The organism is Deltaproteobacteria bacterium (genome assembly GCA_016874735.1).
In the GTDB taxonomy this organism is placed as follows: domain Bacteria; phylum Bdellovibrionota_B; class Oligoflexia; order Oligoflexales; family CAIYRB01; genus CAIYRB01.
Window position 1 is genome coordinate 120,597 of sequence record VGTI01000001.1, and the last position, 18,183, is coordinate 138,779.

20 protein-coding genes and 1 other RNA gene are annotated in these 18,183 nt (G+C 51.5%); 13 read left to right on the forward strand and 8 right to left on the reverse strand.

All coding sequences use genetic code 11. The features are described 5' to 3' along the window. Nucleotide 1 precedes the first annotated feature (1 nt). On the reverse strand, nt 2–1,408 hold the full coding sequence (locus FJ146_00500; GenBank protein ID MBM4250434.1) for a hypothetical protein: 1,407 nt from the start codon (nt 1,406–1,408) through the stop codon (nt 2–4). A gap of 124 nt (nt 1,409–1,532) precedes the next feature. Between FJ146_00500 and FJ146_00505 the strand changes: the two genes are divergently transcribed. The 6 genes from FJ146_00505 (at nt 1,533) to FJ146_00530 (ending at nt 5,412) form a co-directional block, all read left to right on the forward strand. Then, complete coding sequence (locus tag FJ146_00505; GenBank protein MBM4250435.1) at nt 1,533–1,865, forward strand: RNHCP domain-containing protein; 333 nt, start codon at nt 1,533–1,535, stop codon at nt 1,863–1,865. 92 nt (nt 1,866–1,957) lie between these two features. Next, nucleotides 1,958–2,369: RNase P RNA component class A (gene rnpB / locus FJ146_00510), an RNA gene on the forward strand. 52 nt (nt 2,370–2,421) lie between these two features. After that, nucleotides 2,422–3,153: a tRNA (guanosine(46)-N7)-methyltransferase TrmB gene (trmB, locus tag FJ146_00515; protein MBM4250436.1), complete on the forward strand. Its 732-nt coding sequence runs from the start codon at nt 2,422–2,424 to the stop codon at nt 3,151–3,153. Between the two features lie 53 nt (nt 3,154–3,206). Beyond that, a complete protein-coding gene (locus tag FJ146_00520; GenBank protein MBM4250437.1) occupies nt 3,207–3,521 on the forward strand; it encodes a hypothetical protein in 315 nt (104 codons plus the stop codon). Continuing rightward, nucleotides 3,518–4,093, forward strand: a complete 576-nt coding sequence (gene ybeY / locus FJ146_00525; GenBank protein MBM4250438.1) for an rRNA maturation RNase YbeY — start codon at nt 3,518–3,520, stop codon at nt 4,091–4,093. Before FJ146_00520 ends, ybeY begins: the two co-directional genes overlap by 4 nt. Before the next feature lie 2 nt (nt 4,094–4,095). Continuing rightward, nucleotides 4,096–5,412: an HlyC/CorC family transporter gene (locus FJ146_00530; GenBank protein ID MBM4250439.1), complete on the forward strand. Its 1,317-nt coding sequence runs from the start codon at nt 4,096–4,098 to the stop codon at nt 5,410–5,412. Here the strand turns inward: FJ146_00530 and FJ146_00535 are convergent. Both FJ146_00535 and FJ146_00540 read right to left on the reverse strand, forming a co-directional pair. Next, nucleotides 5,409–6,416: a glycoside hydrolase family 3 protein gene (locus FJ146_00535; protein MBM4250440.1), complete on the reverse strand. Its 1,008-nt coding sequence runs from the start codon at nt 6,414–6,416 to the stop codon at nt 5,409–5,411. The two genes, FJ146_00530 and FJ146_00535, sit on opposite strands and share 4 nt — an antisense overlap. Before the next feature lie 8 nt (nt 6,417–6,424). Continuing rightward, nucleotides 6,425–6,658, reverse strand: a complete 234-nt coding sequence (locus FJ146_00540; protein ID MBM4250441.1) for a KH domain-containing protein — start codon at nt 6,656–6,658, stop codon at nt 6,425–6,427. 111 nt (nt 6,659–6,769) lie between these two features. On the opposite strand from FJ146_00540, the gene FJ146_00545 reads away from it, so the two are divergent. The 4 genes from FJ146_00545 to FJ146_00560 all read left to right on the forward strand — a co-directional run bounded on the left by FJ146_00545 (nt 6,770) and on the right by FJ146_00560 (nt 9,335). Next, nucleotides 6,770–7,243 (forward strand): hypothetical protein, encoded by a 474-nt coding sequence (locus tag FJ146_00545; GenBank protein ID MBM4250442.1) that lies wholly within the window; start codon nt 6,770–6,772, stop codon nt 7,241–7,243. Between the two features lie 254 nt (nt 7,244–7,497). Beyond that, nucleotides 7,498–7,731, forward strand: coding sequence for a hypothetical protein (locus FJ146_00550; GenBank protein ID MBM4250443.1), 234 nt, complete (start codon nt 7,498–7,500; stop codon nt 7,729–7,731). 87 nt (nt 7,732–7,818) lie between these two features. Further along, the gene (locus FJ146_00555; protein ID MBM4250444.1) at nt 7,819–8,145 is read left to right on the forward strand and encodes a hypothetical protein; all 327 of its coding nucleotides are present in this window, start codon (nt 7,819–7,821) and stop codon (nt 8,143–8,145) included. Nucleotides 8,146–8,255: 110 nt separating this feature from the next. Next, nucleotides 8,256–9,335, forward strand: a complete 1,080-nt coding sequence (locus FJ146_00560) for a hypothetical protein (protein MBM4250445.1) — start codon at nt 8,256–8,258, stop codon at nt 9,333–9,335. 10 nt (nt 9,336–9,345) lie between these two features. Here the strand turns inward: FJ146_00560 and hpt are convergent, their stop codons facing one another. The 4 genes from hpt to FJ146_00580 are packed head-to-tail and all read right to left on the reverse strand — an operon-like array spanning nt 9,346 to nt 14,490. Further along, entirely contained in the window at nt 9,346–9,873 is a 528-nt protein-coding gene (gene hpt / locus FJ146_00565; protein ID MBM4250446.1) for a hypoxanthine phosphoribosyltransferase, read from the reverse strand. Continuing rightward, a complete protein-coding gene (locus tag FJ146_00570; GenBank protein ID MBM4250447.1) occupies nt 9,873–10,688 on the reverse strand; it encodes a purine-nucleoside phosphorylase in 816 nt (271 codons plus the stop codon). Before FJ146_00570 ends, hpt begins: the two co-directional genes overlap by 1 nt. After that, on the reverse strand, nt 10,688–11,989 hold the full coding sequence (locus FJ146_00575) for a thymidine phosphorylase (GenBank protein MBM4250448.1): 1,302 nt from the start codon (nt 11,987–11,989) through the stop codon (nt 10,688–10,690). Before FJ146_00575 ends, FJ146_00570 begins: the two co-directional genes overlap by 1 nt. Then, nucleotides 11,986–14,490 (reverse strand): hypothetical protein, encoded by a 2,505-nt coding sequence (locus tag FJ146_00580; protein ID MBM4250449.1) that lies wholly within the window; start codon nt 14,488–14,490, stop codon nt 11,986–11,988. The genes FJ146_00575 and FJ146_00580 overlap by 4 nt, the downstream gene beginning before the upstream one ends. 89 nt (nt 14,491–14,579) lie before the next feature. On the opposite strand from FJ146_00580, the gene FJ146_00585 reads away from it, so the two are divergent. Beyond that, the gene (locus tag FJ146_00585; protein MBM4250450.1) at nt 14,580–14,816 is read left to right on the forward strand and encodes a hypothetical protein; all 237 of its coding nucleotides are present in this window, start codon (nt 14,580–14,582) and stop codon (nt 14,814–14,816) included. A gap of 141 nt (nt 14,817–14,957) precedes the next feature. Then, nucleotides 14,958–15,329, forward strand: a complete 372-nt coding sequence (locus FJ146_00590) for a hypothetical protein (protein MBM4250451.1) — start codon at nt 14,958–14,960, stop codon at nt 15,327–15,329. 4 nt (nt 15,330–15,333) lie between these two features. Here FJ146_00590 and FJ146_00595 read toward each other — a convergent pair whose 3' ends face one another. Next, a complete protein-coding gene (locus FJ146_00595) occupies nt 15,334–16,983 on the reverse strand; it encodes a hypothetical protein (protein ID MBM4250452.1) in 1,650 nt (549 codons plus the stop codon). A gap of 255 nt (nt 16,984–17,238) precedes the next feature. Between FJ146_00595 and FJ146_00600 the strand changes: the two genes are divergently transcribed. Continuing rightward, the gene (locus tag FJ146_00600; protein ID MBM4250453.1) at nt 17,239–18,180 is read left to right on the forward strand and encodes a PstS family phosphate ABC transporter substrate-binding protein; all 942 of its coding nucleotides are present in this window, start codon (nt 17,239–17,241) and stop codon (nt 18,178–18,180) included. The last annotated feature ends 3 nt before the right edge of the window (nt 18,181–18,183 follow it).

Consider the following 18,183-nt stretch of genomic DNA (forward strand, 5'->3'; position numbering starts at 1 on the left):
TCTAAGGAGCTGTGATCGCGAATTTCAGACTCTGGATCACGTAAGACGGTGTGCCCGGAATCTGATCATCACTTTGTAGCGATACGGCGTATTTGTAAGTCACTCCCGAATTGAAATTAAACACGGCTTTCGGAACGGTGATCGTTGCGTTGGTTGCTGTTTTGGTTGCGTCAAAGAGCTTCGACGGAGATGTCCATATTAAAGTAGTGTCGCTATAAACACTGACTGTCCAAGTAAAAGAGTTTAAAGGATCGGTGCTACCGCTGGCGGTGAAAGGGTTGGTTACAACCAGGTTACCACTGTCCCAAGCGCTCTTAGCCACGGCATCAGTGGCAGCTGGCAGAGAGGCCAAGTCAAGGGAGAACACCCACGGGAAGTCAGCCATCCACGCTTTGGCGTCGCTGCCAAACTTTAGCTCCAGGAATAAAACATCGAAGGTGTTAATGGTTGCAGTTGTCGCAACTTTGGCCTGGCCAGTGTAGGTTTTGGTCCCACTGCCGTCATCGGTTAGGCTGAGTAAAGATTTTCCTAATAGTGCGTCGGAGCCTCGGATAAACACCGTTGGTGTCGGACTAAGGCCGTCAAGCAGCTGGGTCGAAAAATTTATGTAAGTCAGTTTCTCTTGAGTCGTCTCATCGGCCGTTTTGCTGACTTGAACCGTGAAATACTTAATTACATTATTGAAGACTTGCTTGGGATTGGTTTCACCTGTGGCGAACAGATCGAGTTTTAATGCCTCTTTGTCGCCATCGTAAGGGTCCAGCCACTTGACGATACCGTTGGCGTTGTAATCGGGCGAGGCTGACTTAGCCGTTGTCGCGAGCAATCCCAGACTACCCGCGCCTAACTCACCGTGCAGGGCTCTGGCAGTTTCAGTGAGTCTTACGCCACGGGTGAGGCCGAGCTTGGATACTCCTGTTGGCAACTCTTGGTCGGACTGTTGGGATGGTACCGTGTAATTTTGGATTTCTAGTCCATCCGTGCTAGCAAATTTGAGGATATTACCAGCGTTAATCAGTTTGGGAAGTTGGGTTGAGTTGTAGCGCAACCATTGCCTAATGTTCTTAGAGTCGGTGCCAGGCATTGAGAGCACAGCTTGGAGCCGGTAATTTGGTGACAAAAGAGCGAGTGTCTGAGCAGTATTCGTCCGTACTTTTTTAAATTTAAATTTGCCAGCATTGTTGCTGATCGGCTCCACGCGGGCTATCCCAGTGTCCCGTTCTAGAGTCGTGACAACCCAGCCTTGCATGGCCGATAAACTTCCCTCAGCCGAAGAGATGACTCCAGAAATGTCGCCATAGGTGCCGCAAAGGTCGCAGAAACTCGCCGGCGACTCGCCGACGTTTCCGCACCCACTGACTAGCAGCAGTGCCGCATAAAAATGCAAAGTGGATTGCATTTTCTTCAATTGGGACCTCCTCGTATGTCTCTCCCATCGGCAAATCCCAAGACAAATTTAGTGCTGGCTGCTATGACGCCCTATTCATGGCTCGATAATGACTGGCGATAATTTTATAACCAACTATGATCACATGATTAATTCAAGATTTACACATATCAACGAAAGTTTCATTTGCGATCAGTGCCGTCGTGAGGTCCCCCCTCGCCGTGGCGGCTGCCGCAATCATTGCCCTTATTGTTTAGTATCGCGCCATGTCGATGTGAATCCTGGCGACCGGGCTAATCTCTGCGGTGGTCTCATGGATGCGATTGGCTATGAAATGCACGCGAAAAAAGGAATCATGCTGATTTTTAGGTGTCGACGTTGCCATCTAACGACACGCAACATGGCGGCCCATGAGGATCCTGTGGCTCCCGACAACTATGAGCTTATTTTGAAATTGAGTTATTCATCAAAACCTTAAAATCATTGAGAATCAGTGATATTAAAACTTGACCTTTTAATGCTAAATCATTACATTACGCCGACCCGAGGATAGCGACTTTTAGTGTGGGTTGGGAATGAGGTGGACTGTCGCTAACTTTCGTTTCGACGAGAGGAGGAGGAAAGTCCGGACTTCATAGAGCAGGATGCTGGCTAACGGCCAGGCGGGGTAACCCGACGGAAAGTGCAACAGAAAACAAACCGCCGTGGGCTGCGAAAGCTGCCAGCGGTAAGGGCGAAACGGTGAGGTAAGAGCTCACCCGCAGCTTGGTGACAAGATTGCGTGGCAAACCCCATCCGAAGCAAGGCCAAATAGGGAGACGATCATAAGTAACTAAAATTACTTATGGTGACACCGGCTCGGTAGTGTCTCCGGGTAGGCCGCTCGAGGCGACTGGCAACAGGCGTCCCAGATAAATGACAGTCACCTTTGTCTGTTTCGGCAGCAAAGACACAGAATCCGGCTTACAACCTCCCCCAATCAGACTTAAGTCCTATCCTCGGGACTCCAGAATTTTAGAGTAGAGACGCAAGACATGCCCGTGAAGCATCCAAATCCCTTTTCTTACAGCACCGATGGACTTTCCGACCAAGTGAATCCCTACGTCGCTGCGTTGCGAGCGGCAAACGAGGATGGCTCCCTAGCGCTTGGCTTTGGACGTGCCCTTGAGGGGAGTGCTGGCACTTGGCGTCAGCGAGTAGCTGCTTACTACGGCAAGGCCGACGGCTATAAACGTCTCGTTATTGAGATTGGATGCCACTTAGGTAAGACGCTACTTGAGATGGCAGAAGCCAATCCAGATACGCTTTTTATCGGCTTCGATATCACCTTCAAAAGGGTGGTCACTACGGCTCAACGTGCGAAGGCAAAGGGCCTTCAGAATGTTTTTGTCGTGCTTGCCAACGCCGCCGCTATCGATCAAGTTTTCGCCTCGGGAGAGGTCGATGGTGTGGTCATCTTTTTCCCAGATCCGTGGGTCAAGAAGGCGAGGCAGGCTAAAAATCGCTTGGTAGATGCTAGCTTTTGTCAGCGTCTAGAGGGTGTGCTCGTTAAGGACGGCTTCTGCTGGTTTAAGTCTGATCAGAGGCCTTATTTTGACGTGGTTGCCGCCCATCTGCGGGAGCGCGGCTTTGTGCGGCAAGCGACTGAGCGGCCCGAGGTCTTCCCGCGCGATCACATTAGCACCTTTGAATCAAGGTTTAGTCAAAAGAATATAGACACTTACGGTGGTTGGTGGAAGTCCGGTGCGATCGAGATGACGCATTGAGCTATGGGCTAAACAGCCCTCGTGCCGGCCGCGTAATGTGCTATAATAAGGGAATGGCGCAGCAAAAATCTGACAACAAGCCCCCTTTAAGCCCAAAGCTGCTTCGGTTTACTAGTAGCACGAAGCAGTCAGAGGCCGCGCCTGAACCTGCGCCATTGCCTGAAAACTTAGTTAACCAGGCGTTGGCTATTGCCTTGTTCGATGCTGGCGCTGCTGTGAAGGCGCCTACCACGGCCCATATTACTTCGATTGCGTCATTTACCGTGCCTGACGGAAGGCGGGCGCTTAAAGTGCGCGCCGAGGGTAAAGAAGAGTCGCGTCTAGGCGACATTGAACCCTTGCCGCCGGGGAAAAAGAAGAGCCAGTGAAACCACCCGCTGCACCGCCATCTGTAGCTGCAGTCGATATTACCTGCCAAGTGCGCAGGTACAGAGTGAGCACTGCAGTTATCACAGCGATAGCTAGGGAAATAAAATCTCATCTGGGGCTGGACGATTTTCAAATCGGCATCACATTCGTCGGTAGCCGCGCGATTAGAACGCTCAATCATCGGTTTAGAGATCGCGACAAGGTCACTGATGTGTTGTCATTCCCCCAAATTGATTGGCAGAGGCCTGTGCCCGTGCGTAGAAAGCGCAAGACTAATCGAGGGCAAGGCGATGCATTTTTGCTGCATACCCTGGGTGATATCGTGATTTCCATCCCGGAGGCTGAACGCAATGCGGCGCAAATAGGCCAAAGTTTGGAGCGTGAGCTATGTTTTTTGGTAGTTCACGGATTTTTACATCTCTGTGGTTACGACCATATGGTGCCAAAAGATGAGGCCATCATGTTGAGAGCGCAGCGCGTGCTGATGCAAAGACTCGGCGAGGGCACACGTCGTCCGCTCTGGCGCAATTGCGTTAAGACAACTTTAGTTAGAAGAAAGCGAGCCCGATAGTCATGGAAGCATTGTCTTCATACGACACTACCCAATTGGCAATAATTTCCGTAGCCCTGCTACTCTCGGCCTTTTTCTCTGGGACAGAGACAGCCATTACTGGGCTAGGGTCGCTCAAAGCTAAACATCTCATGGAACAGGGAAGTACCGCGAAACGGCAGCTTAATTTATGGCTGACGCATCCGGGTAGAGTGCTCACGACGATTCTGATCTTCAATAATCTATTTCATATTTTAGCGTCTGCAGTAGCGACGGATTTCGCTTCCAGGCATTTACAGAGTCAAGCCATTGGTATTGCGACTGGTGTGATGACTTTACTGATTCTTTTCTTTGTCGAGATCATTCCTAAGTCCTTTGCCAAGACCCATGCTGAGCGAGTCGCGGTCCCGGCACTGAGAATGATTTATGCCATCTACCTAGTGGTCGCTCCCTTGGTTTGGTTGGTATCAGGGTTTGCCCTCAGAGTGGTGGGCAAGTTGGGAGGGGTTAGACAAGATACCCCACCGATCACAGAGGAGGAGTTAGAGTATCTTGTGAACGTCGGTGAGCGTGCCGGTGTACTTGAAGAAACTAAGAAAGAAATGATCGTTGGTGTCTTTGAGTTTGATGAAACTAAAGTCCGGGAGATCATGACCCCGCGGCCTGACGTCAAGTGGCTAGGCGACGACGCCACTCTCGCCGAGTCCCTGGCCTTAGCAGTTGAATCTGGGATGTCACGGATTCCTGTGTGCGAAAATGGTGCAATAGACAATGTCATCGGGATTTTGCTCGTCAAAGATCTTCTTAAGGTGGCGCGCGATCAGCAGCGTGACAGCACTCCATTTAGCGTCAAAAGAATTATGCGCTCACCATTCTTTGTGCCCGAATCAAAACCAGTGATGGATGTTTTTAAAGAGTTAAAAAGCAGCAAGAACCATATCGCTATCGTCATAGACGAGCACGGTGGGACGGCGGGCTTGGTCACTATGGAAGATATCCTGGAGGAGATCGTAGGGGAAATCCAAGACGAGTACGATACGGAGGAGGCCGAGATTATCGAGACCGAGCCCGGAGTGTTTGATGTCGCTGGATCTTGTAACATTGATGAATTTCTTGAGCATTTCGGTATCGAGGAAGAGGATCTCAAAGAAAAACCTGATGAAGGTACAGACACTATCGCTGGCTGGATTGTGGCACTACTCGGGGACCTGCCGGCCCAAGGTGAGACCCTCAAGATTGGTTCCTTGAACCTTGAGGTGACCGAAGTCGAGCGGCAGCGGATTAGGCGCGTCAAGGTAACGGCCACTAAACCTGTGCAGGCAGATCCTATCGCAGGCTAAGCCGGTAAAGGACGTAAATGTTTGCGCATCGCGTTGACGCGTCCGGCCGCATCTTCCAGCCGCTCACGGAACGCAGGGCTGCGACTGGCCTCTTGGGTAAGCGCGTTGAAGGCTAGTTCGTAACGCTCTAAATGGCGACACACGAGAACCATGTCCACTCCGGCGGCGACGGCATGTACGATCGCCGCTTGCCATGCGGCAGGATCCTGAGGAACTGCTCCCATATTCATATCATCGCTGACCACAACGCCGTTGTAGCCAAGTTCCGCTTTCAACAATCCGTCGATGATGACCCGAGAACTGCTAGCCTCCCCAGGCCCCAATGCTGGGTAGATGCAGTGGGAGATCATGACCATTGGGGCAAAAGGGAGTAGCGACCTGAATGGAGGCAGGTGTGTCTGCTCCAACTCTGGGCGTGATAAGGATACCGTGGCTCCACCGATGTGAGTATCCACGGTGGCGGCCCCTTGTCCCGGAAAGTGTTTAAGACAACCTAGCACACCCGCCTCGTGGAGTCCTTCCAAGAAGCTGCCGGCACGCATGGTGACGCTGCCGGGAGTCACACCGAAGGCCCGGTCCCCAATCGCTGTATTGGTGGGTTCGGTCAACACATCGCAAACCGGTGCAAAATTTACATTGATTCCCAATTGGGCCAGGGCTGTGCCGATCTCACGTGCAATACCGCGAATTTGGGCCAAAGCGATCGGGGTGTCCAGCCCATCCGCCAAGTTTGCCGCAGGACCCGGATTAGGGAACGGAGCCTTTAAGCGCGCCACGCGCCCGCCCTCTTGGTCGATAGCGACAACAAGCGGCGGAGCCCCCGCTGGCCGGGTCGCTTGGAGGCTGCAGATGAGAGAGGCAAGATCCGAGCCGGGAGGACAGTTGCGGCCGAAGATTGTGACTCCCGAGGGAGCCACGCTGCGGAAGAATGAATCTTCGTCAGCGGTTAACTTCGTGCCCTCAACAGCGCATACCAGTACGGTCCCAGCGGCAGAGTGGACCATGCGGTAGCCTATTCGTCAATAATCTGGAGAATATAACGCTTAGACAGTTTGGCGGCTGCGCAGTTTAGGATGGTCCTGATGGCATCGGCGGTACGTCCTTGACGACCAATCACTTTGCCAATGTCCTCTTTAGCCACCTTTAACTCGATGATGTTGGTCTGGTTGCCAGCGATCTCACTGATCTCGATCCGCCCAACCTCGTCAACGAGCGCCTTGGCTATGAACTCTACCAGATCCTTCATGGTAACGTCAGAATCACCCATAGCTCACTTCCGTGTTCAAAAGGAATTCAACTCGCAACCGCTCTCAGCTAGCGTCAGCAGTCCTGTACTTACCTTACGTTAGTTTATAAGATAACTCTCGATAAGAAAAGGAGACAATCTGTGTCAGCAGTCACAATAGAAAACATCTTTGACGGTAACATAGAGCAAGTATTCGAGGCTTGTCGGCAATATCTCGACTATCCCAAATTCCTACCCGGGGTAGCTGGGATCGAGGTGCTCAAGGCTAAAGAGCCTAAGTCGGTGTGCCAGGTCCGCTACGAGGTCAGACTTATCAAGGTGTTTCACTACACGCTCAATATGTTTGAGGAAAAGCCTAGCAAGATCTGGTGGCATCTCGATGAATCCAACCTCATGAAGAAGAGCTCTGGGTCCTGGGAGTTTAGTGATCTGGGTAAGGGAAAGACTAAGGCCGTGTACAGTTTAGATGTGGCATTTTCCATGTTTGCACCGCAGAAGATAGTCGACCAGGTGGCTAAAGCCAATCTACCGGGCCTCATGAAGGGCATGCAGGCACTCATCGACCATCACCGGCATCATGGTTAACCATGGCCATCATCCCAGGACTGTCTAAAAGGTAGGCGGCTGTTTCAAGAGTTCGCGCTGCTTTCCGTCAGAATCGTGGCTGGACTTTCGTTTGACCTGAGACTCCTTGGGGGTCATCAGGTGACATTCTAATGTTTTCGGCCGGTTGTCCAGAGGGCTAAGACGTGGCATGGTCTTTGCTGATTACAGTGTAGATAGGCGATCTTGTCGCCCACCTACTGCTGATGTTGCCGCTGATTCGGAGGATAAAGTAGATGCAAGGACATGATACTGACAAACAAAGCAATGTTGTTTCGTTGTTCACGGTGCGTGATAAGTCCGCAGCCAAAGCCGTAGATCAGGCGGACGCCGAAATGGCGTCGAACACGCCTGAGACACCGGCTTTCGATGATGTGATGACTAAAAATGCTCGGAACCAAGAACGCATGGCCAAAGAGCGAGCAAATGCTAATAAATCGGTGCTGAAATCTTACCGGATCAAGCACTGAATCCGTGTTCTCTACCTGTTAGAGTGTTGTGGTTGACGTTGTCGCTTGTTGATAAATGTTGTTGTGTTGTTGAAGGCAGGTATCTCTATGAGTTTTGAGCAAAAGGGTTCAGAGTCCGGACCAACCCAAATTGTCGATCTGGCTTCTTTCCGGAAGAAGAAGGAAATCGATCAAGAACTGGCTCGCGGTGGGCGTCGCCCGTTATATGTTAGCCATATGACCGGTAAAGTTACCGGTCAAAACCCAGAGGCTAGTGGTCAGAATGACACCCAAGCTGACTTTGGGGATCGTCTTCAAAGGATTCGTAGTAGCCTCGAAAAGATTAACAGGCTTATGTCCGAACTAAAGAAAATGTCTACCGATTCTCAGCCAGCTTCGACTCCTATCTCCTCCTCCGGCCGCACTAAACTTTAATCAATTGATACATCTCATGCTTTCAGCTTGCCATTAAGTTGCCAGGCGATATATAGCCTCTCGCTCGATAGATCAAGGTAATCAATACTTTGACGATTGGTGGGTTCTATATGTCGCTTAGTAATTTTATGCACTTGGTTGCCTTCTGTTCACTTGTCATGGCTTGTTCTGTTAAGGACGACCTGGACGAGATGCACAAGAGCACCGTGGAAATGAATAAGACCACGCTAGAGATGCGTGATGCTACGACGCGCATGGAGCAGAAGACCGCCGCAATGCAGCAAACCACTGCGTCGATGGCTACGACTACGGAAGCGCTCAATCAGAACACAATCAACACCTACCAAGACTTGCGCCATGGGACCTCGGCTCAACTGAGAGCGATTGCCATTGAAAAAATGCGAGCGGCAAAGAGCCAAGTTGAAAAAATAGTTTACGCCGCCAGTTACGTGCGTGCCTTCGAGTTTCAGCTGTGGAAAGGTCAGGGGCGCGACGACGAAGCCAAATTGAATAATCAGCGCGACGATGCCGTGAATGAGTACCTGCGCATGATCAAAGGGATCTGCATGGACTTAGGTGCTAAGTTGACGATGTCGCCAATGTCCTCCGATGCGAGGATGCAGGATCTTTATGCCCTGGTAACAGTGATACACTTGGTGGATTCCAACGATCCAGGTCTCCAAGACGAGATGGACCGCGGCATGGAAAAACTTCTGGAAGAGGGTCTCAAGACCAAAAAGCAGGTCGAGAGTGGGGCGATCGGAGCAACGGCGCTTACGACATATATGCAAAGCGTACTACTTTACGAACCATACGCGCGTCTAGTTTTTGAACTGCGCCAAAATTTCCTGGCAGCCATGTTTGTGGGCGATATGGTTGGCGGACCGGCACGTACAGTTAGTCTCGTGCAGAAATTAAAAATGACTTTACTACTCTGGGTTGCTCCGACGCAGAGCCACAACACCGCCGCGTTAAATCAACTCAGAGACATGATCAACGAAGCGATGGAATCCCGTCAGATTCTCGTAGATCTTGGCTATCCGGTAACGCTACATAAATCGATAAGGCGTTTACTCGCTAATATGCGCATTGAAGAAAATGCTTTGGAAGCTGCCGATCGGCAACAAACCCTGAACGTTATTCGTAGCAGTGTCGAGCAAATTGTGTCGATGGACGCCGAAGCTGAGTGAGCGGCCCAGTTCAGTCTGTAACCTGTGCCAGGTAAGGCAAATTACGATAGTACTGATCTAAGTCGAGGCCGTAACCAATCACAAACTCTCGGCTGATCTCGAACCCAACGTAATCTAGGTGGTGATGCATTTGATGCGCCTCCGGCTTGGAGAGAAAGGTCGCCACTTTGAGGCTTTTGGGATTTCTGAGCTTTAGGAGGCCTAAAAGATAGTCGATGGTAACACCCGAATCGATGACATCCTCGATGAGCAGTACATGCTTGCCCGTGATATCACGAGTCAAATCGTGAGTCAGACGTACATGGCCGGTCGAAGCCGTGCCAACGTAGCTTGATACCCCTATAAATTCCATTGAGAGGGGCAGATTGATAGCTCGCACTAAATCAGCCATAAATATAACGGCACCCTTGAGTACGCCGATACAGACTAGTGGCTCACCATTGTAATCGCGTGCGATTTGAGCACCTAGCTCCGTAATTCTTTGTTGAATTTTGGAGGCGTCAAATAGTGGTTTGAAATTGATTTGTTTTTGCACAATCACACTCCTACAGCTTTGATGAGAATAGATTGAAGGCGCTCTTGGTTTTTAGCCACAAGGTCTAACACGTCGTCATGAGTCAATGGTTCGCCAAGACCACCTGACATATTTGTCACGAACGATAAACAAGCGACTTTCAGCCCAAGCTGATGTGCGGCCATGGTCTCTTGTACGGTACTCATGCCAACCACAGTTGCACCCAGACCTGCAAGCATGCGAGCCTCGGCCGGAGTTTCGTAAGCAGGTCCAAGAACGCCGACATACACACCTCGGACGATGTCATGATCTAAGGCGCAAATCTTTTCGAGCCAAGATTTGTCCCAAGCGCTTGCCATATCTAGAAATTGTTTACCGAAATATTTGCCCTTCGGACCCATCAGGCAACTTGTTCCCGTCATGTTTATCTGGTCGGTGACGGCGACTAATGTGCCTGGAGGGACGTCGGCGCATAACGACCCCGACGCATTTGTGAGCAGTACGCGTTTGACCCCTAAAGTTGCCAAAACTCGTAATGGATATACGATGTCATGGGCGCTCAGCCCCTCGTAAAGATGAAGGCGTCCGGTCATCACTACTAAAGGCGTATTGCCTATTGTTCCCGCTACTAGCGAGGCGCCGTGACCCTGCACGCTCGGTGACGCAACGTGAGGCAACTCTTGCAGCTCGACACTAGTCGAACCCGAAAGGTTGTTCTCAAAACCTTTAAACCCGGATCCGAGTACAACTAATGTCGGAGGAAGACGGTCGACTCCAAGGGCAGATTTCACTGCTGTTGCTGTAGCTGCAATCTCAGTCTCAAGTTTAGTTACTGACATTAAGTAATATCCTCAATAAACACGTGAGCCGTCGCTTGTTCACCCAGTTTGTAGGCTTGTCCCACCATATTGACGGCAACAGCTGCAGTTGATTCATCGGCGGCGTGAACTATGGCTACTGGCTCATCTCGGTCAAGGCGCGCTCCAACTCTTTTCAGCCCAGTGAGTCCTACCCAGGGGTTAATCCGGTCGTTGACGAGTCTGCGACCGCCACCGAGAGCTAATACGGCCAATCCTAATTGGCGCGTATCAATCGTACTTACAAATGGTCCACCAGAGACGACAACCGCTTTCTTGACGGGTGCCTTATAAAGCCGCTTGGGATCTTGTAGTAAATCCAAATCACCATTTTGCGCCTCGGCCACCTGTAAAAATTTGCGCCATGCGGTTCCGTCCAGAAGATGACCGCGCAATTTGGCGCGAATCTCGTCACCGTCTCGCGACGGCATAGCGAGACGCACCATCTCCGCCGCTAGGTGAATTGACAGCTCTGTCGTATCTTCGGGTCCTCGACCACTAAGAACCTCGCAGCACTCAGCAACCTCAAGGGCGTTACCTGCATGTGTGCCCAGTGGTGAGTTCATGTCAGAGAGAGTGCAGTGGACTGACAGTCCACAACTACGACCCACTGTTGCTAACTGCTGCGCCAATTCATAAGCGGCATCACGCGTCGCCATAAAGGCACCGGTACCGTGTTTAACGTCAAGCACTAGGCCGCCGATTCCCTCTGCCAACTTTTTCGATAAGATCGAGCCCACAATAAGAGGGATCGACTCAACCGTAGCGGTGACGTCTCGCATGGCATAAAGCTTGCGATCTAATGGCACGACTTGTTCAGTCTGTCCCATGATGCAGCCTCCCAGAGTAGCCATCTGGGCGGCAATTTGCTCCTCTGTCAGATAAACCGTCCAGCCCACCGCTTCGAGTTTGTCTAAAGTACCACCGGTATGGCCCAGGCCACGCCCAGCCATCATGGGTACTTTGACACCCTCGCACAAAACCAAAGGTAGTATGATCAATGAAGTTTTGTCACCGATACCACCCGTGCTGTGCTTATCCACTATCTGATGCCGGGGATAAGGCCAAGAGAGCTGGCGCCCAGAGTCACGCATAATTTTTGTCAAATCACTGGTCTCTTGCGGAACCATGCCTCGTAAAGTGACGGCCATTAGCATGGCGCCCATCTGATAGTCAGCGACCTCACCTCGAAGAAAACCTTGGAAAAACTCGGCGAGTTCGTGGCTAGATAGGGCCAAACCGTCGCGTTTGCGCCGTATGATTTCCTGGGGAAGTAAATTCAATGTTGTACCTCAGGGCGTTCGTGTTTAGCCCTATGGTGTATCACTGGATTAAAATTAGTTGCAGCCAAAACCGCCTCGTCAGATCGAGTGCTGGTTTCACCGGAACTATCAAAGTTATTAATCACGGACACCGTTGTGCCTCTTAATTCCACACGAATCCAATTACTTTGAGCGATCGGCACGGCCTGAATGGTGATGGTGCCATTTTGCTCGAAATCGTGAGGTGGATAGGCTCGTTTGATTAAACCACTTTCTGAATAAACTAGTATTTCCCGGGCGCGCACCTGAGGGGTGGTAGTAACGGTTACTTGCAGTTCCCAGTTCCGTCCCTCAGTATTTTTGACCTCAGTTTGATGGAGGCCGTTGATCTGAATGGTGGCACCAGCACTCAGGGAAAAACTGCGTTTTTGCATAGCCGTCCAGATGTCAACAGGTGTCGCCAGGCTACTGGGTCTGGCAGCAATAGCAATACGTGGTAGGAACGGCACATCCTGATCGTGCAAGTTCACAGGCGCCGCCGTTAGTAGCATGGGTGGGTCGAAGTGTGTGCTCACCCTGGACCAAAGTGCAATCAGTGCGTCATGATCATGGCTGGTCCGACAACCAAAAAACTGCAGCGCAGTCGGTTTAACGTCGCGAATAATTTGCTCAAGATCCTCGGTGCCTAATGTGTCGTTGGGGCAAAGTAGTTCGATCCATCCGGATTCGCCCTCGTCTCGAAGAAATTTGACGAATCGACTAAAGCTCTCATCGCCGGGACCAAGTTGTGCCTGCCTCCAGCGGTCTCCCAGTTGGATCGTTGCAGGCCAGTACCGCAATCGTGCGTCAAATTGGTCACTTTTGACCTCGAGAAACGAAACATCGAGGCTTGCCCCATTCTTCTGAGCAGTAGTCAGGGACTCACCGGCTAAATCCAATCCTAGACCTTGCATCAAAGCTTGGCGGAGGTCCGCGCTGAGGGGAACTTTGGGGCTAACCTCGGGCGCAACGATCGGATTGATATTAGCGAATAGGAAATTAGACCCAAATTCCGTCGCTGCGTCAGGCAACGTCGTGGTGCAATTCATGGTGCTCTGGGCGCCAGCAGCGATGGTGAGTCGCTGACGGCAAATGATGCCGCCATGGCCATTGACTACGCTTATCTGGTAGCTGCCTTCTCTCAATGTGGCTTGGGCAACTTTTGACCGGAGGAGCCAAACTTGCCGATCGATTTCTTGCGGCGGCTCTTCAGTCGATGAGTCATCGAAAACGACACCGGTTCCCAAACCAGAGGGGCCCATTGGTTCAATTACGAGCAGTCTGGGAACGATTCCTATTTGTTCAGACTTTAAATTAAAGCGACCAGTAGGTTGCAGTGGCAGGGTCAGATGGTGTGAACTCGCCGGTTCTAATTTGATCGGGGTGATACCCTCAATCAGGCGTCCGTATGGCGTATCTGCCAGGTAGTAGTCGCCAGGTGCCGGAAGTAACAACACGCTGGGCTTGTGCGTTTGAGCGACGGTGTAGGAAACGGGCTGACCTGCGGCATTGAAAAGGAATACAGGGAGCGCCACTCGTTGTTGGTCAACTGCGACCCGATCAATCGATAGGGTTGCTGTGCCGTGGTTAGTCTCGCAACCAGATAATGCGCCCCAAAAATCGTCGCGCGACTTATGTTGCTGTTTGAAGCTGTGTACTGCTGCGCACTGTTTTAATGCGCGGACCCTAGCTAGTGAACTGTCGCTACGGACCGAGAGCGACAAGTCGAACTCGACGCCATCCGCAGGCGGAGCCAGTGGCGGCTGAACTGGGGCTGATTCAAGCGCATTTTGTTCGGTTTTCAGGATGAGTCCACGATAACCAATGACCGAGATCAGGTCTGTGCCATTATAGCTGTAAAGATACTCTGAGCTCGCGAATTTACCGCTCCCTACCGTTGGTCCGACCAAGTAACTGCCAACCCCAAGTAACCGTAATTGCCAGGAGTGTGTGGCGGAAGTCAGTCCAGCTTGTTGAGGTTCGAGTAAGAAGGTTAAGCGCCCACTGGCTGCGTCCAGATGCCACGTCACCTGTATCGTTCTATTGGTGATCGATTTGTTGCCATAGAGGAAGCGCGCAAAGGCACCTTTACCGTCCGCATCTAAGCCAGTGTCCAGTGCCAATTGATGTACCGATGATGGCGAGGACTGACCTGGATTTATGCTCAGATCGATCCCCGAAATCGCACGGCGTCTGACCCAAGCGGGTGGACCAAACTGGGAGTCTAGAGCGAAAAAAGCCAGCACCGCGGGCTGCCATTGGGCCTGGCTTGGTTTGAGTGCTACGCCAGCTAGTACCACTTGTACTTTGGGACTACTCAGGAGCACGTGTCCGATGTATGGCTCTAAATGCGGGTGATGCTGAGCTGTAGACGGAGATATGGGCTCGGCTTGAATCGAGGGCGATGACTTTATGCCCTCATCAGCTAAGGTGATACTCCAAGCATAAATACATAAAGCTATTATTAACTTGATTATTGACATTTGACTACATTTATGGAAATTTAATGACCCTGCGATTATACGTGACGTTGATAGTGTAAGGTAAGTATTTATTTTTGAAGGGTGGACTCATGAACCTTGACCTTCCAAAAGACCACCAGTCTAATAAAGTCAAACGGCTACCGCCGTCGGTGGTTAAGGATATTGAGCTGAAGAATCATGCTCGCCGATTGGCAAACTTATCGCCGATCCGCATCAAAGTGCGGACTTGCATCTCTTGCGGAGCGTTATTCGAATCGGCTGGCAATCGCACCTGTGGTTGCAACACGCGCAGTACTGGCTACATCGCTGGTCGTGAGATTATTTGAAGGATCAAATTGAGAGGCGTTCTGTAGGGCCCAGTAATTGCTGGGCCTTTCTTTTTTTTCTCAATGTTCGTTCAGGTTGTACCGAAACTCACATTGGTGAGTCGCCAAGGGATCCTTGTGAACCTTGGGTTGGGGGGGTAATTGGCCAGTGATATTGCATCTTTAGTATTCGACCGACGGCCCTACACCGTCTATTATCAGGATATGCAAGGTGCGGTACAGACACTCAAACGGACTCCAGCACCGAAGCTGCACGAGGCATTACCTACGGATACTGTTGAGCTATTATCAACTAAGAGTGACGATTTCCGTGCTGGTGATGTGATGACGGTTCAGCATATCAACCCTCGTTATCCCAACACATTGCAATTACGTAACGGATCTGGCGACACGACGTTCGTCGAATATCTTGACGTCAACCTTAAGAACGAGGTGGCCCCTCGCCAGGATGGTCGCGACCCCATGGACCAGCCCTCGGTGAAAACAAGTAATCGCTACCTCATGTGGCCCTAGCCGGCTACCCGGCGTGCCCACAGTACCGGTCAGAGGCAAACATGTCATCCTTCTCGTAGCTGCGCAGAAGCACGTTGCCGATCGTCCACCCGACCAGATGACCATCGCTCCCGTACGCGCGCAGCCGAAAAAATTGCTCGCCGTTGCGATTGGGGCCGCTGTCATGAATAACTTCGTTCGTCGTCAGGCGTGTTTGACCTCGGACCTGTGCTATGCGGACGGGCTCCCAAACCACACGTCCGCTGGGGCAGCGGGCGAGGCGCTCCAACTCTAGAATCCGCGACGCGGAATCAAATAAAACTGTGAGCGGCATGGACTCCCCGGCTTGATAAACACGGCCGTTTGAATTGCTATCAAATTGGACGTCTGTGCTGAGGCCGCCTGGATTCGTTAAGTAGCCCTGCATGATCGTGAAGTCAAAATCGGCAATGTCACCCCACACATAAGGGCGGCTATCGACTTGATGGCGAAATCTAACCCCCTTGGGCCCTCCCATGCTTATGCATTCCTCTCGTCTGACGCTAGGATTGTTCTGGCTCATGGCTGTGCAGACGTTACTAATGACTTGGGCCATACCGCGGAGCTGCCCGTCGGTGAGCCAATTTGGCAGGGCTGGTTGACGGCTACCGTCTTGGATGCGCCCCGAGTTGCCGGTCAGGACGATGACAATAGCATCGTCTACCAGTTTCAGACTGCCTTGCTCATCTGTGATCGTGAGGTTTTGGCTGTAGTCTGCGACTTGAAAGATCCCATTAAGCACTGGGTCATTGCCGGCATCGTTAGGCAGAATGGGGGGGATGATGTAATGGCCTGCTAGTTTCACTTCGCTGTCATTGGCTCGCGTTTGTAATTCAAGGCAGGCTGATAGATTGAGTGGACAATGAATGACCTCGATGTGGTCGGGTTTGTTGGTTCCTCCGGTCATCGCTACTGGCACCAAAGGCAAAGGGGTCACCCCTAGGTCAGCGCCGCTGTTGGGGGTCACAAGACGAAACCATTGCTGGCCGTTGACCGGAAACTTTTCTATCGTCAGCCGCTCACCCTCTTTGGCGAGTTCCAATTTGGCGCCCGAGCGACGATCTTGCCAAATGAACCCCCGATTCAGTAGCTGCACCAGTTCTCTTGCAAAAAGAATCTGTACGTTACGTCTCTGATCGATGCCTCGTCGATGAACTTTGGCCAAATTTGATATCCAGTAAAACTTATCCTCAGCCGCGTTAGGATTTGGGCTCAAACTGACACCGGCCTCTTTGAATTGCTGTTCGAGCCAGTGAGCGTAGGCGTCGATTTGTGCCTCGAGTTCCAAGGACTCCGGTTTGCTGGCGTCAAGCCCGAGACTTACCAGAGGCACTCCGAAGGCTGACTGGGTCATAATAGTGCCGCGACCTAACGCGGGGGGGGTGCCGATGAGGCCTGCTGGTTTGCCGTAGTTCACCAAAGCATTGGTGGCGGAGAGCCTCGATTCTAGGTACCCGACCGCCATCATCATCCGGGCCGACATGCCTGTAGCTGCGGCAGCGCGGTAGAAGGCTGATTCGATTGAGCTGCCTCCTTGGCCGGCGGGACCCTTGCCGTTTCCACTCATACCGCAGGCCGCCATGGCAAAGGCCGTCATTGCCGTTAACATTCGGCTAATATTGACTAATCTAGCCATGGGCTAAATCCTCCGATGCGGATATTTTGGCTTTGATTTCAGAGCTGTAGTTGTAATAAGTATACGGGGCCTAGTGATCTTAGTCATGCAGTCCTTGATGCACCACGTTCCACCAGAGTTAGAAAATTTACTAAATTTTTATAGTTAGTTTATCAGTTACCCAGAGATACGGTGTACGACTACGACCTCTAGATAAGGCGCTAAGATCTCAATACTATCGAGATCGGACTTCAACTTAATGAGAAGGGTTCTTTAATGCTGAGTAAGCCTAGATTATTCCTCGCCTCTGCTACGATCATCGCTGCAGCTCCTGCATTCGCTGCTGGACTGAGCGGTACGGTTAAGGTTGATGGGTCATCGACGGTGTATGCCATTAGCGAAGCCGTTGCTGAGGAGTTTCGCGGCGTCGAGAAGGACATTCGCGTCACTATTGGTGCGGCAGGCACTGGTGCTGGTTATAAAAAGTTTTGCGCAGGTGAGCTTGACCTTGCCGGTGGATCGCGTCCCATCAAAAGTGACGAGGTCGATAAATGCAAGGCTGCCAAGGTGGACCTGATTGAGCTGCCAGTGGCGCTTGATGGGCTTACCATTGTTGTGAATCCCAAGAATACTTTTGTGAAGTCACTGTCTTTTGAGCAGCTCAAGAAGATTTGGGAGCCGGGGTCTAAGGTGAAAACATGGAAGGATGTAGATGCCTCCTGGCCGAATCAGCCCATCAAATTATTCGGCCCAAGCTCGGAGCATGGCACCTTTGACTATTTCACCGAAGTGGTTGTCGGTAAGGCTAAGTCCTCTCGTAACGATTACAGTGCTGCCTCTGACACCAACACTCTGGTTAGTGGCGTCGCTGGTGAGCCGAATGCTCTTGGGTACTTCGGGTACGGTTACTTCGAGGAAGCCAAGACTAAAATAAGAGCGGTTCCGATATCTAAAGATGGTAAAGCGCCAGCAGTTGTTCCGAGCAACGCCTTGATCGAAAACGGTAGCTACCCTCTGTCGCGTCTACTCTTCGTAACGGTAAACAAATCCTCTGCGCAGAGGCCAGAAGTTGATCGGTTTGTTGCATTTTACCTGCAGAACGCAAGTGAGATTGCCAAATCTGTAGGCTACACGGCGCTGCCTGGCTCCAAGCTGGAGCAGTCTAAAGCTAAATACAAGGCCCGCAAGGTGGGTGCTTGGCAGGAGTCGGCTCACTGATTG

What these genes read in the sequence shown, in the direction of transcription:
- FJ146_00595 (MBM4250452.1), bottom strand. Translation starts at nt 16,983, where the DNA reads ATGGCTAGATTAGTCAATATTAGCCGAATGTTAACGGCAATGACGGCC.
- FJ146_00505 (MBM4250435.1), top strand. Translation starts at nt 1,533, where the DNA reads ATGATTAATTCAAGATTTACACATATCAACGAAAGTTTCATTTGCGAT.
- FJ146_00570 (MBM4250447.1), bottom strand. Translation starts at nt 10,688, where the DNA reads ATGTCAGTAACTAAACTTGAGACTGAGATTGCAGCTACAGCAACAGCA.
- FJ146_00550 (MBM4250443.1), top strand. Translation starts at nt 7,498, where the DNA reads ATGCAAGGACATGATACTGACAAACAAAGCAATGTTGTTTCGTTGTTC.
- FJ146_00530 (MBM4250439.1), top strand. Translation starts at nt 4,096, where the DNA reads ATGGAAGCATTGTCTTCATACGACACTACCCAATTGGCAATAATTTCC.
- FJ146_00520 (MBM4250437.1), top strand. Translation starts at nt 3,207, where the DNA reads ATGGCGCAGCAAAAATCTGACAACAAGCCCCCTTTAAGCCCAAAGCTG.
- FJ146_00600 (MBM4250453.1), top strand. Translation starts at nt 17,239, where the DNA reads ATGCTGAGTAAGCCTAGATTATTCCTCGCCTCTGCTACGATCATCGCT.
- FJ146_00560 (MBM4250445.1), top strand. Translation starts at nt 8,256, where the DNA reads ATGTCGCTTAGTAATTTTATGCACTTGGTTGCCTTCTGTTCACTTGTC.
- FJ146_00540 (MBM4250441.1), bottom strand. Translation starts at nt 6,658, where the DNA reads ATGAAGGATCTGGTAGAGTTCATAGCCAAGGCGCTCGTTGACGAGGTT.
- FJ146_00535 (MBM4250440.1), bottom strand. Translation starts at nt 6,416, where the DNA reads ATGGTCCACTCTGCCGCTGGGACCGTACTGGTATGCGCTGTTGAGGGC.
- FJ146_00580 (MBM4250449.1), bottom strand. Translation starts at nt 14,490, where the DNA reads ATGTCAATAATCAAGTTAATAATAGCTTTATGTATTTATGCTTGGAGT.
- FJ146_00585 (MBM4250450.1), top strand. Translation starts at nt 14,580, where the DNA reads ATGAACCTTGACCTTCCAAAAGACCACCAGTCTAATAAAGTCAAACGG.
- FJ146_00555 (MBM4250444.1), top strand. Translation starts at nt 7,819, where the DNA reads ATGAGTTTTGAGCAAAAGGGTTCAGAGTCCGGACCAACCCAAATTGTC.
- trmB (MBM4250436.1), top strand. Translation starts at nt 2,422, where the DNA reads ATGCCCGTGAAGCATCCAAATCCCTTTTCTTACAGCACCGATGGACTT.